We start from the raw sequence: 13,220 nt of genomic DNA, 5'->3' as shown, positions 1-13,220 counted from the left end.
TGACTGCACCTAACTTAATTTAAAGTCATTTTTTAAGTTATAATAAATGTATTTTGTTGCTTAGTATGTGTTTTAATTAGTTATTTTAAGCGAATAATTAACATTAAGGATATATTATATTTTAATTAAAGGAGTTAAGCAACATATGTTTCAAATTTTAGTTATACAACAATACACTTTAGGTAGTAAAATTATTCTAGGTGTTTTCTTTGTTGCCATGACAGGTATACTCTTAAATTATGGCATGAGAATGATAGAAATGGGTTATGTACTTAAATACAAAAGACCATTGTATAATCATTTTTATCTTCGTTTAAGACGCTTAAATAAAAATCAAAAATCTATTTTAAGCAATCAATTTTCCTTTTATAAAAAGCTTACGGATAAAGAAAAAAAATATTTTGAACATCGGGTAGCATCTTTTATAATAGATAAAGATTTTATTGGAAGAGATGGTATTATTATTAATGATGAAATGAAAGTTCTTATAGCTTCTACTGCTGTTATGCTAACTTTTGGTTTTCGTGATTTTTATATTGGGATTATTTCAAAAATTGTAATATATCCGAGTAATTATTATTCTAACATAAATAAAGCTTATCATAAAGGAGAATTTAACCCCAGGTTAAAAGCCTTGGTATTATCTTGGGAAGCCTTTGTAAAAGGCTTTGATAATGAAAGTGATAATTTAAATTTAGGGATACATGAACTTACTCATGCCATTCATATTAATAGTATGAAAGAACGAGATGTAAGTTCAATTATTTTTAGCGATTCATTTAAAGAGTTATCTGCTCTATTTACTGAAAATGAATCATTGCGTGATGAATTAAAAGCATCAGATTACTTTAGAAAATATGCTTTCACGAACCAATTTGAATTTTTAGCAGTTACCATTGAGAACTTTATAGAAACGCCACAAGAATTCAAATCCCAGTTCCCCGAAATTTATAATAAAATAAGGCAAATGCTAAACTTTAATGTATTAGGATACTAATTGTCTGTTATTAAATACTCTAAGGCATTCCTAAAACGGTTTACTTTCGTCGCTCAACTTCAAAGTTCAGTATTTTTCAACTTATCTATGTCCTCTTTTAATGCTTTAATTTTATCATATAAAGGTTTTGTTACTTCTTCAATTTGGTCTATTGTAAAACGACGTTGAATGTGTTGTCTGCAATTAACGTCCCAAGCTTCGACTGTAAAAATGATTGCTCTTTCGGATTTAGCATTATAATGTTCATCGGATAAAAAGTTTATTAACTTGGTATCATTTTCAACAATTTTTGCTGTCCCCCAAATTTTTATTCTGGTTTGGTTAGCGTAATCCATCAGAAAAATATAAGCTTTATTATTTTCGCTGAGGTTTCCTATAGAAATGTATTGTTTGTTTCCCGAGAAATCAGCGAAGGCTAAACATTTGTTATCTATTACTTTTAAAAATCCTTTAGGTCCACCTCTATGTTGTATATAGGGTTGGTTGTTATTATTAGAGGTCGCGAAATAAAAAGAATCCATGTTTTGTAGTATCTGTGCTAGATTGGCATTGATTTCCTGTTGCCATCCCCCAGATATTTCCATACGTTCATAACCTTTTCGTGAGCCAAACTTTTCTTGAAGCTTTTTTACTGCTGGTGTAAATGCTATGTCGCTTGTATACTTCATAATGATTTGTTGTTGAATATAGCTAGACAATTCGAGAAGCTAATGACTTTTTAATGTTAAAACTCGAACTGACGGCTATAGTAATTATTTAATGTTATTTTTATTTAGGAAATTCAATATGTAATTTGCTATTTCTTTACCTTTTTCTTCAAGCGCAAAATGACCGGTATCTAATAAGTGAGTTTCTAAATTTTTCAAATCTCTTTTGTATGGGGATGCTCCTTCTGAGGGAAATATATAATCATTTTTTCCCCAAACAATTAATGTTGGTGGTTGGTAGTCCCTAAAGTATTGTTGCCACTCTGGATATAATGGTACGTTGGTTCTATAATCATAAAACATGGCTAATTGAATGTCATTATTTTCCGGTCTCTTTAGGTGTTGTAGATCTATATTCCAGTTGTCTGGACTAATTTTAGATATATCTTGCACACCATGTGTATATTGCCATTTTAACCCATCAATAGAATGGAAGTTTTCTAGAGGTTTGCCATTTTCAATAGTATAATCATTCCAATATTTTTTAATAGGTTTCCAGAAATCTAGTAAACCTTCCTCGTAAGCATTTCCATTTTGAATGATTAATGATTCTATACGGTTTGGATATTTTGTCGCAATTCTAAAACCAACTGGAGCGCCATAATCCATTAAATATAGACTATATTTCTCTACATTAAGTTCATTAATAAAAGCTGATATAATTTTAGACATGTTATCAAAAGTATAATCGAAATCTTTTATTAAGGGTTGATCACTTCTTCCAAATCCTGGATAATCGGGTGCTAATACATGGTACTGTACAGACAAGTCTGTTATTAAATTACGAAACATATGAGAAGATGTTGGATAACCATGTAGTAATATAATGGTTGGCTTATTGACAGTTCCTGCTTCACGATAAAAAATGTTTAGTCCATTAATAGTCACATTTTTGTGTAATGTTGGATGTGTTATCTCTTTAGTTGTTTTACTAATCTCGGTTTCCTTATGGTTATTAAAGGATAGTACACCAAAGGATACTATTGCTAATAGGGCAGAACCCAATACTGATTTTAAAATTTTTGTTCTCATAATTTTAGTTTTAATAGTTTATAATTTGCGTTCGGTTTCCTGTATTTCTATATCATTGGCACTCATATCTCTTATTCGCATTAATCCGTCATCATCAAATTCCCAATGTTCGTTTCCATGTGTTCTATACCATTGATGCGTTTTTTCGTTTAACCATTCATATTCAAAACGAACAGAAATTCTGTTTTCAGAAAAACACCATAAATGTTTTTTCAATTTGTAATGAGATTCTTTTTCCCATTTTCTGCTTAAAAACTGTTGAATGGCATCCCTGCCTTGGAAAAATAAGTTTCTATTACGCCATTTAGAATTTTTAGAGTAGGCTAACGATACTCTGTATGGATCTTTGCTATTCCAGGCATCTTCTGCTGCTTGTACTTTTGCTTTTGCTGTTTCCCTATTAAAGGGTGGTATTAGTTTTTTCATAATTTTATTTTGTACAGACAGGTCTGTTTATTTTGTTGCTGATAAATATTTATTGAACCTTCTTTTATTTTAATAAACTTATAGCTGCTTCTTTTGCGGCTAGAATAGGCCATTTGTTTTTTTGAATTTGAGATAATATAATGGCACCTTCAAGGAGTATTAATATTTGATCTCCTAATTGATCTGCTTGTTCTACTGTTTCATCACTTTTTAATAAAGTATGAATATAGTTTCTTATTTCGTTTTTATGATTTACAGCTTGATTTCTAATTTTATCATGGTCATCAGGTAAATCAGTTATAATATTTTGCCAACCACAACCTCTAAAATCTACTTCGCATAACCAATTTACTAAATAGTCAAAACAGCTAATTATTTTCCCTTTTGAAGTATGCTCGGTAGAAACAAAATGAAATAGTTTTTCCATCCAAAGCGCATGCCTTCCTACCAAATATGCTACTGCAATATCTTCTTTAGACCTAAAATGCTGATACATGCTCGCTTTAGCAACACCAGCTTCAGCAATTATTTGATTGATACCGGTTTGATTATATCCATTATGATAAAATAAATCTGAGGCTGTTTCAATAATACGCTCTTTTACACCTAATCTTTTCATGGGGCAAATATATATACTAAAAATACTAAAACAGACAAGTCTGTTCTTAATTAACATAACTTTAACGTTTTAGTGTATATGTTTTTTATAAAGGCGATATGATTTTTGTCATACTTTTTTCTCCTTTTCATGCTTAAATTTAGTATAGAATTTAAAACCTAGAGAGATGAAAAGAAGGACTCCCGTTTCTGAAATAATGAGTAAGGATATTATAGCTTTGAGAAGATCTGATACTTTAGAAAGAGCTGAAATGCTTTTTAAAAGGCATAATATTAGACATATTCCTGTAGTCTGTGAAGAATCAATAATAGGTATGTTGAGCTATACGGATTTACTTAGAATTAGTTTTGCTGATGCTACAGATGATGAAAATACTATTGACACTATAGTTTATAATATGTTTACCATTGAGCAGGTTATGACAAAAAACCTGGTTAGTGTTTCAAGCAACACGACTATTAAAGAAGTGGCAGAAATCTTAGCTAAGAATGAATTTCATGCCTTGCCAGTTGTAGACGACTCTATTTTGGTAGGTATTGTAACGACTACAGATTTAATAAACTATTTGCTAAAGCAGTATTAAGAATTAGCTAGTGATTTTAAGTCTTTAATAGTATTAATTTGATCATTACTTTTAAAAACATAGCTTCCTGCGACGAGCACATCTGCGCCAGCATCCACGAGTGCTTTAGCATTTTTATTAGTGACACCTCCATCAATTTCTATAATTGTTGAAGCGCCTTTGCGTTTAATTAATTCTTTTAATTGAGATACTTTATTATAAGTATTTTCAATAAAACTCTGCCCTCCAAAACCTGGATTTACACTCATAATGCAAACCAAATCAATATCATTTATAATGTCTTCTAAAACATGAATATTAGTATGTGGGTTTAGTGCAACACCAGCTTTCATGCCTTCGGCTTTTATAGCTTGTAATGTTCTGTGCAAATGGGTACAAGCTTCATAGTGTACAGTAAGTACATCACTACCTAATTCAGCAAAAGTTTTAATGTATCTATCTGGATCAATGATCATTAAATGTACATCAATCGTTTTTTTAGCATGTTTAGCAATCGCTTGTAAAACAGGCATTCCAAAAGAAATGTTTGGCACAAATACGCCATCCATAATATCAATATGAAACCAATCGGCATCGCTTGTATTAACCATTTCTATATCGCGTTGAAGGTTTGCGAAATCCGCAGCCAGAATTGATGGTGCAATTAGTTTAGTACTCATTGAATTTAGTTTATTCGGCAAAAATAACTGTTTTACTTATTGTTTAGCTATTTTTTGCGTAATAAAATTTTCAACCATGTTAACAACTTTGTTGGCTAACTTATTATCTGCTTTTCTTAGCCATTCGAGATATTCGTTAAGTTCACTTAATTCTTTACTACTATCAACTATAGTAAATCCAAAATTATAGTCTTCGAAAATGCGTTGTTGTGTATGAATGTCGATAACTTTAAAAAGATTCCTATGCCTTGTATCCAAACTTATTCTTTTAAAAGTATCATTTACGCTGATTTCATCACCTTCAAGAACTTGTAAGAAGTTAGCATTAGAATATATCAATATACCCGTTATGTTAAACTTTAAATTATTTTTTTTTGCTTTTGAAAATAAAGTTTTGAGAGTATTTAATGACTCTTCTTGACAAGAATCACTTATATAACATATTGTTTTTAGCATTTAAAAAAGGTTGGTTCAATCTAAAATACGAAAAATAAAATAATGGACTGATTGAGGATTAATATTTACATCAAATATAAAATCCTTAAAATAAAAACGAACCCCCGGTAATCAGCCGAGGGTTCTTTCATCAATCAAAAAACGAACAGTTATGTGTAACTGTTTGTTGTTGTAATTTAGTCGTAAAAAAATTACTAACCTAAATATGTTTTTAATATTTTACTTCTAGAAGTGTGTTTAAGTCTTCTAATCGCTTTTTCTTTTATTTGTCTTACACGCTCACGTGTTAAATCGAATGTTTCACCAATTTCTTCTAAAGTCATTGGGTGTTGGTTTCCTAAACCAAAGTATAAGCGAATAACGTCTGCTTCACGAGGTGTAAGCGTTTCTAAAGCACGTTCAATTTCAGTACGTAAAGACTCATGTAATAGTTCTCTATCTGGATTTGGAGACTCACCACTATTAAGTACATCGTATAGATTTGAATCTTCCCCTTCAACTAAAGGAGCATCCATACTTACGTGGCGACCAGAGTTTTTCATAGACTCTTTAACATCATTAATAGTCATGTCCAATTCCTTTGCAATTTCTTCTGCACTAGGTGGACGTTCATGACTTTGCTCAAGAAAAGCAAATGTTTTATTAATTTTATTAATAGAACCAATTTTGTTTAATGGTAAACGTACAATACGAGATTGTTCAGCCAAAGCTTGTAAGATCGATTGACGAATCCACCAAACAGCATACGATATAAATTTAAACCCACGTGTTTCATCAAAACGTTGTGCCGCTTTAATTAAACCTAAATTACCTTCATTAATTAAATCAGGTAATGTTAAACCTTGGTTTTGATATTGCTTAGCTACCGATACGACAAAACGCAAGTTAGCTTTTGTTAACTTCTCTAAAGCGATTTGATCACCAGCTTTTATACGTTGAGCTAATTCTACTTCTTCGTCAGCAGTAATTAAGTCAACCTTTCCTATTTCCTGTAGATATTTATCTAACGAAGCGGTTTCTCTATTAGTAACCTGCTTCGTAATTTTAAGTTGTCTCATCTAAAATTCTCCTGTGATTTTTAATTGAATATTTGGGCATTCAGTAGTTATACGTATATATGTCGAATAATGTTACAAAAAGTTTCAAATATATTTTTGGGATTCTCTTTTTAGACACATTAATTTTTATAAAGTCACAATGCGTTATTTGAAAATCACATCATTATTAGTTATTTAATAATTTTTTTGAGATTTTAAATACTTAATCAAGAGTATTAGTTTTAAACCAAATTTTATTTAAGAATACTTTTTAATCTATTTAGAGATTTGCTAACGTTTTAATTTAATTCATTAATAATTATTAGTTTTTAATATTTTAAAAAATCAGATATATAAGTTTTTTCTTTCATTGTATTTTGTTTTAAAACGAGCTATTTAGTAGATATTTTGGTGCAAATTTTATATTAGTAGAACAAATTGTTTTTTTTATATAAGTTATGGTTTTGTGGTTTTTAAGTTTAATAAATATAAAATACATTTAGTCATTACGAACTAATTAGTCATTACGAACTAAAAAAATTATTAAACATGATGAAAAAATTACTTAAAAACATTTTTATTCTGGTTGCTATTTTTGGAGCTTACACTTTTTCAAATGCACAAAAAATTAATGTTGCTGTTACAAGTGGGCCTACTGAAATACAAACTGATGGAATTATGAACGCACCAATGGTTATTACTGTAAGTAATATCCCTATGGGACTCGATGGTAATGGTAATGTAGCAATTAACTCAAGAGTATATATAGATGGGAATGATCTTCTTGCAGGAAACCATTTGGCTCATTTTGCTGGAGCTGATTTTACATTCTTTGATACTACAGCCGATGTTGATACAGCAACCCTTAAAACTGAGACAACTTTAAACAGTCCTAATACAGGTTTTTTTACTAGAGTTTATACAATAAAGCAATATTCGGCTATTACAGCCACTGTGGGAGATATACTTGATTTTAGCTTAAGGGTTATTAACCATGACTCTCCGACTCCAGAATTGGCCTTTGACCCCGCTCAAGAAACAGGGGGACAAGCAAATCGTGCTATCCTCAGAATTTCTCAAGATGTTGAGGTTGTTTCTCAAATAACTTTAAGTACTAGCGATGTAGCTGACAATATTTCTGATAAAATATACCCTAACCCAGTTTCTACAGTAATGACAATAAGTAAAAATGTAAAGACTAAAACATACAAGGTGGTTAATATTGTTGGCTCTACAGTAAAAGAAGTAGAAGCAAGTGGAAGTATGGATGTATCAGACTTGTCTGGAGGTGTTTATTTCTTAGTGACCGATTCTGGTATTGCTAAATTTGTAAAGAAATAATTTTTTGAAAATATGAATTAACTACTTGTACTTAACTAAATCTTATTAAAAGGGAGTGATTTTAAATTACTTCCTTTTTTTATGTTAATATATTTTGTAATAATATATTCTTTAGGAAGTCACATGTATTCAAAGTCTAAAAGGTCTGTAGCTTTAATAACTTGATAAAGCGCATCAATTTTAGCAATTATTTTGTTGAAACAACAGATCTTGATTATCTAGAAATTACCGTATAACAACATTAAGATTATTTTTTTTCTGGCAAGCCACGTGTTAACCAACCTCTTTTGTTGGCAGTTGCAATGGCATAAGGTGTAATCCAAAATAAACCAAATGTGTATAAAATACTGTATGTATATGCCCAAAAAGACTCTTTAGTTTCATATCTATTCGCATAAAATATTACTGGAAATGTAGATAATACCAATATGCTTAGAAATGTTGAACTCAAAAATAATAAGGGGTGCGTAATCACGAAAAATAACATGAATATTAAGAAAGGATAAGCCATTATTATTTTTAATGATTGGCTTAAAAATAGAAAGCGTGTACCAATTTTAGAGCCTTCTCTAAAATTTTTAAACACATATTTAGACATTTCTATATTCTCACGAACATTACTTCTTCCCCATCTAATAAACATTTTGTAAAGGCCACGATATTTTTCTGGGACATTCGTATAAGCATAAGCATTTCTTTGGAATAGTACGCTGTAGCCTTGTTTCAAGATCATGTTTGTCATGGCTCTATCCTCACCAATATCTGAAGGTTGTCCCATAAAAGTTTGATTAATCCATTCAGGAAGGCAGGCAAAAACAGCTTCGCTTCTATAAGCAGCTAAAGCTCCAGGAGTGCATAATACAGAGTTTAAACTACTTTCTGCTGAGCGTACAAATTCAAAACTCAAAACAAAACTTACATCTAACATTTTAGGTAATAGAGATGTTTCTTTATTCAATACACGAATGTTACCTGCGACTGCTCCACATTTTTTATTGGTAATAAACGGGCTAACTAAATTCCTTAGTGTATCTGGTTTTACAATAGAATCGCTATCTACGGTTATAAAAATGTCTCCTGTTCCTTGATTGAAGCCTCTGTAAAGAGCATGGCGTTTTCCCTTGTTTTTTGGTTGTTGATAAATTTCCAATCGGTCACCCAACTGCTTTTTGGCATCTAACATCCATTCCCAGGTATCATCTAAACTCCCATCATCAATTGCCAGTAATTGCAGTTTTTCTTTAGGGTAATCACTCTCTGTTAAACTCATTAAGGTATCCCAAACTTGTTTACCCTCATTATAGGCTGGTACAATTACAGTACATGTTGGTAATTCGTCGTTGGATACGGATGTGATGTGTTTATATTTAAAATACCGATATAAGCTATAGAAGAAAAAACTGCCTTTAAATAAAAACAGTAAAGCTGAGACTATCATAAATAAAAACCCTAGCGTAGAACGCATACGCTCTACATTGAACTGTATGTAATCTTCCTTTAAGACAAAGCCTAAATATACGGCATCAATCATAAGTAAAAAAGTACATGTTAAAACCAAAATACCCCAAATGTCTGATTTTTTAAGAGATAAAATATAATTTTTCAATGTTCTTAATAGTTCAGAAGCTGTCTTTTTGGTTTTCATAAATTTTTATTTTTGACTATGATATTACTCTTTTTACGTAGTAAAAATGATTTCAGATTCTTTTTAATATTTATTTAATAAATAGAGTGGAATTATTATTTGATTTAGGTTGAAATCTTAAAATCTTGTTAATGGAAAAAGCCTTCAGATGCCTCTAAAATAAATCCTCTAGCGATTGGAGGTAGTAGTCCCCTCATCTTCTTTTTTAGGTCAATGTTGAGGTCCGATGTGAAGTTTCTGATATTTAAGCTATCAACTCTATGGTATTTCCAAGGTGTTTCGCCTAAATTGGTTGTGTTGTTTGGGGGGCAGGGGCAGGACTGTTAGTATTTTGAGATCGCACAAAAAGAAAGTGTATCAATAATAAAAAACCCTCTCAAATTTACATTGAGAGGGTTTGGATTTATAGATTTAAAAGAGATTAATCCTCTTTCTTGTCTTCTCTAGGTTTTCTGTCATCACGACGGTTATCACGTCCGCGATTATCTCTACCTCTATTATCACGTCTGTTATCTCGACCGTTATTTTCTCTTGGTGGTCTTGCTACATAACCTTCTGGTTTTGGTAAAATAGCTTTACGAGATACTTTTTCTTTACGTGTTCTGGAATCAATTCCAAAATACTTCACATCAAAAACATCTCCCATGTTTACAACATCAGATACATTTTCTGTACGTTCCCAAGCTAATTCGCTTACGTGTAATAATACTTCATTTCCTGGTGCATCCATATATTCTACAACAGCTCCAAAATCAAGCATTTTTATAACTTTTACTTCGTAAACACTACCAACTTCCGGTTTAAACATTAAAGCATCTATTTTTGCTAATACAGCATCAATACCTTCTTGCCCAGTTCCAAGGATTTCAACAATACCTTCTTCTGTTACAGGATCTTCGTTTATAACGATAGTTGTATTGGTTTCTTTTTGTAATTCTTGAATGACTTTTCCACCAGGGCCAATTAAAGCACCGATAAATTCGTTCGGAATCGTACGAGTCACCATTTTAGGTGCATGAGATTTCACATCATCATTAGGTGCCGAAATAGTATCTGTTAACTTTTCTAGGATATGCAAACGTCCATCACGTGCTTGTTTTAGTGCGTTTACAAGAATCTCATAAGATAATCCTTTTACTTTAATATCCATTTGGCAAGCTGTTATACCATCTGCAGTACCTGTAACTTTAAAGTCCATGTCTCCTAAGTGATCTTCATCACCTAAAATATCAGATAAAACAGCATACTTTCCAGAATCGGCATCAGAAATTAATCCCATAGCGATACCAGAAACAGGTTTCTTAAGTTGTACACCGGCATCCATCATAGCCATAGTACCAGAACAAACGGTTGCCATAGAAGATGATCCGTTAGATTCTAATACTTCACTTACAACACGAACTGTATAAGGACAATCTTCAGGGACCATACCTTTTAAAGCACGTTGTGCTAAATTACCATGTCCAACTTCACGACGAGATGTTCCGCGAATAGGTCTTGCTTCTCCTGTTGAGAAAGGCGGGAAGTTATAATGCAAATAGAAACGCTCTTCACCTTCAAAAGATGGCATATCTATTTGGTTAGCTTCTCTAGACGTTCCTAAAGTAACTGTTGCTAATGCTTGAGTTTCCCCACGTGTGAAGATGGCTGAACCATGCGTCGATGGTAAATAATCTACCTCACACCAAATAGGTCTGATATCTGTTGTTTTACGACCATCTAAACGCAACCCTTCGTTAAGTGTTAAATCACGAACAGCTGCTTTTTCTGCTTTACTATAATATTTAGAGACTAAACCTCCAATATCTTCTAATTCTTCTTCAGAAAAAGTAGCTTTTATTTCTTCTTTAATTTCTGCAAATGCAGCACCTCTTTCATGTTTAGAAGATCCTGCTTTTGCTACGGCATATACTTTATCGTATGCCATTTCGTGAATTTTTTGAGCTAACTCTGCATCTTCACGTTCTGGCTCGTACTCGCGAGTTTCTTTTTTCCCAAATGCTTCAGCTAATTTTAATTGGGCAGCACACTGTACTTTAATAGCTTCGTGTGCAAACTTGATAGCTTCAGTCATTTCTTCTTCAGAAATCTCATCCATTTCACCTTCAACCATCATTACTGAGTCTGCAGAAGCACCAATCATCATATCGATGTCAGATTCTTCTAATTGAGCTCTAGTTGGGTTGATGACGAATTCACCATTTACGCGACCAACTCTGGCCTCAGAAATAGCACATTCAAAAGGAAAATCAGATAACATGATTGCAGCCGAAGCAGCTAATCCTGCCATAGCATCTGGCATAACTTCATCGTCATGAGACATCAACTGGATCATCACTTGTGTTTCACTGTGATAATCTTTAGGGAATAATGGACGTAAAACACGGTCTACTAGACGCATTGTTAATACTTCTCCATCACTTGGTCTTGCTTCTCTTTTAAAGAAACCTCCTGGATAACGTCCAGCTGCAGCAAATTTTTCTCTATAATCAACTGTTAGCGGTAAGAAATCTACATCTGCTTGTTTGTAGTTGGAAACAACTGTACACAAAAGCATACATTTTCCAGATTGCACCACAACGCTACCATGCGCTTGTTTTGCTAATTTTCCAGTTTCGATAGAAATTTCTCTACCGTCACCTAGGTCTATGACCTCTCTAAAAACTTTTGGAATCATAAATTTTTTTAATTCTAATTAAACAATGGTCGTTGTGTTGTTGTAGTGTTGTGGACCAATGAAAAACTATATATCCTGAATTCTTTCAGGATCTGCTTAATCATAAAACACGTAATTTATACTCTTACGCTCGAGTTATATTATTTTGCCAATTTAATCTTAAAAGTGGCATAAAAACAAAAAAGAGGCTGATAGCCTCTTTTAATTATTTTCTTAATCCTAATTCTTTTACTATCGCACGATATCTTAAGATATCCTTCTTAGTTAAGTAATCTAGTAAAGCACGACGCTTTCCTACTAGTTTTACTAATGAACGCTCGGTGTTAAAATCTTTACGATTATTTTTTAAGTGTTCTGTTAAGTGATTAATTCTGTAAGTAAACAAAGCAATTTGTCCTTCTGCAGAACCTGTGTTTTTTGCATCTTTACCGTGTTTTTTAAAGATGGCTTCTTTTTCTTTTTGATCTAAGTACATGCTAATATTATTGTAAATAATTGTTATGTAAACGAAAGTGTCTCTTTCGAGCGGCAAATATAGTAATTTTTAATGATTTACAAGATTTTCTGTTGTAAAGAAAAAGATTAAATAATAAATATATTTTTAACTGGTTTATACTATTTGATTTTCTACAATGAAGACAAGAAAAATAAAACTAAAAAACCCATCAAATAGCAGGTTGATGGGCTTTCAGACTAACTAACTCAAAAAAACTAACTACTAACTAACTCATTCTTTTACTTTTATTGTTACGGTGCTTTCTATTTTTAACTTTTTACCATTTAATCTAGCATCGGTTAAAAATGATTTTGCATCATGTTTTGAATCAATAAGTTCAACTATTCTACTGCTATCATATTCGCACGCATCATTTACATCTCCTTCAGTTCGGGATAACCTTTGTATTTTGTGAAAGTTAATTTTCACGTCTAGAATGTTATTTATTATATCTGCTGCTTCTGATGGTGTAAAGTTGCCATCAATAAGCTTAATTTTCTGTTCTAATTTTGAATCGATTGATGTTTTTAATGTTGTTTCCATAA

The 13,220-nt window shown here is 31.8% G+C and carries 14 protein-coding genes; 3 read left to right on the top strand and 11 right to left on the bottom strand.

Annotation, left to right across the window (positions count from 1 at the left end; all coding sequences use genetic code 11):
• The first annotated feature begins 145 nt into the window (after positions 1-145).
• Positions 146-997 (top strand): zinc-dependent peptidase, encoded by an 852-nt coding sequence (locus Q4Q34_RS02975; protein ID WP_303317029.1) that lies wholly within the window; start codon positions 146-148, stop codon positions 995-997.
• Between the two features lie 59 nt (positions 998-1,056).
• Here Q4Q34_RS02975 and Q4Q34_RS02970 read toward each other — a convergent pair whose 3' ends face one another.
• From Q4Q34_RS02970 to Q4Q34_RS02955, 4 genes are all read right to left on the bottom strand, one after another.
• Positions 1,057-1,665 (bottom strand): pyridoxamine 5'-phosphate oxidase family protein, encoded by a 609-nt coding sequence (locus Q4Q34_RS02970; protein ID WP_303317030.1) that lies wholly within the window; start codon positions 1,663-1,665, stop codon positions 1,057-1,059.
• 84 nt (positions 1,666-1,749) lie between these two features.
• Positions 1,750-2,736 carry an alpha/beta fold hydrolase gene (locus Q4Q34_RS02965; protein ID WP_303317031.1) on the bottom strand — a complete coding sequence of 329 codons (987 nt, stop codon included), beginning with the start codon at positions 2,734-2,736 and terminating at the stop codon, positions 1,750-1,752.
• Between the two features lie 18 nt (positions 2,737-2,754).
• Positions 2,755-3,162 (bottom strand): nuclear transport factor 2 family protein, encoded by a 408-nt coding sequence (locus tag Q4Q34_RS02960; RefSeq protein WP_303317032.1) that lies wholly within the window; start codon positions 3,160-3,162, stop codon positions 2,755-2,757.
• Between the two features lie 64 nt (positions 3,163-3,226).
• The gene (locus Q4Q34_RS02955; RefSeq protein ID WP_303317033.1) at positions 3,227-3,781 is read right to left on the bottom strand and encodes a TetR/AcrR family transcriptional regulator; all 555 of its coding nucleotides are present in this window, start codon (positions 3,779-3,781) and stop codon (positions 3,227-3,229) included.
• Positions 3,782-3,947: 166 nt separating this feature from the next.
• Between Q4Q34_RS02955 and Q4Q34_RS02950 the strand changes: the two genes are divergently transcribed.
• A complete protein-coding gene (locus Q4Q34_RS02950; RefSeq protein WP_303317034.1) occupies positions 3,948-4,364 on the top strand; it encodes a CBS domain-containing protein in 417 nt (138 codons plus the stop codon).
• On the opposite strand, the gene rpe is transcribed toward Q4Q34_RS02950, so the two are convergent.
• The 3 genes from rpe to Q4Q34_RS02935 form a co-directional block, all read right to left on the bottom strand.
• A complete protein-coding gene (rpe, locus tag Q4Q34_RS02945) occupies positions 4,361-5,023 on the bottom strand; it encodes a ribulose-phosphate 3-epimerase (protein WP_303317035.1) in 663 nt (220 codons plus the stop codon). The two genes, Q4Q34_RS02950 and rpe, sit on opposite strands and share 4 nt — an antisense overlap.
• 36 nt (positions 5,024-5,059) lie before the next feature.
• Positions 5,060-5,479: a BLUF domain-containing protein gene (locus Q4Q34_RS02940; RefSeq protein ID WP_303317036.1), complete on the bottom strand. Its 420-nt coding sequence runs from the start codon at positions 5,477-5,479 to the stop codon at positions 5,060-5,062.
• A 194-nt stretch (positions 5,480-5,673) separates the two neighbouring features.
• The gene (locus Q4Q34_RS02935) at positions 5,674-6,537 is read right to left on the bottom strand and encodes a sigma-70 family RNA polymerase sigma factor (protein WP_034041378.1); all 864 of its coding nucleotides are present in this window, start codon (positions 6,535-6,537) and stop codon (positions 5,674-5,676) included.
• A gap of 528 nt (positions 6,538-7,065) precedes the next feature.
• On the opposite strand from Q4Q34_RS02935, the gene Q4Q34_RS02930 reads away from it, so the two are divergent.
• Positions 7,066-7,857, top strand: coding sequence for a T9SS type A sorting domain-containing protein (locus tag Q4Q34_RS02930; protein ID WP_303317038.1), 792 nt, complete (start codon positions 7,066-7,068; stop codon positions 7,855-7,857).
• Between the two features lie 247 nt (positions 7,858-8,104).
• Here Q4Q34_RS02930 and Q4Q34_RS02925 read toward each other — a convergent pair whose 3' ends face one another.
• The 4 genes from Q4Q34_RS02925 to Q4Q34_RS02910 all read right to left on the bottom strand — a co-directional run bounded on the left by Q4Q34_RS02925 (position 8,105) and on the right by Q4Q34_RS02910 (position 13,218).
• Positions 8,105-9,502: a glycosyltransferase gene (locus Q4Q34_RS02925; protein WP_303317039.1), complete on the bottom strand. Its 1,398-nt coding sequence runs from the start codon at positions 9,500-9,502 to the stop codon at positions 8,105-8,107.
• Between the two features lie 421 nt (positions 9,503-9,923).
• The gene (locus Q4Q34_RS02920) at positions 9,924-12,179 is read right to left on the bottom strand and encodes a polyribonucleotide nucleotidyltransferase (protein WP_303317041.1); all 2,256 of its coding nucleotides are present in this window, start codon (positions 12,177-12,179) and stop codon (positions 9,924-9,926) included.
• A 205-nt stretch (positions 12,180-12,384) separates the two neighbouring features.
• The gene (rpsO, locus tag Q4Q34_RS02915; RefSeq protein ID WP_303278477.1) at positions 12,385-12,654 is read right to left on the bottom strand and encodes a 30S ribosomal protein S15; all 270 of its coding nucleotides are present in this window, start codon (positions 12,652-12,654) and stop codon (positions 12,385-12,387) included.
• 252 nt (positions 12,655-12,906) lie between these two features.
• Positions 12,907-13,218, bottom strand: coding sequence for a hypothetical protein (locus Q4Q34_RS02910; protein ID WP_303317042.1), 312 nt, complete (start codon positions 13,216-13,218; stop codon positions 12,907-12,909).
• Positions 13,219-13,220 lie beyond the last annotated feature (2 nt).

It is taken from the genome of Flavivirga abyssicola (genome assembly GCF_030540775.2).
GTDB classification, from domain to species: domain Bacteria; phylum Bacteroidota; class Bacteroidia; order Flavobacteriales; family Flavobacteriaceae; genus Flavivirga; species Flavivirga abyssicola.
The sequence above is the reverse complement of the archived record's forward strand: the minus strand, read 5'-3'. Positions and strand labels throughout refer to the sequence as shown.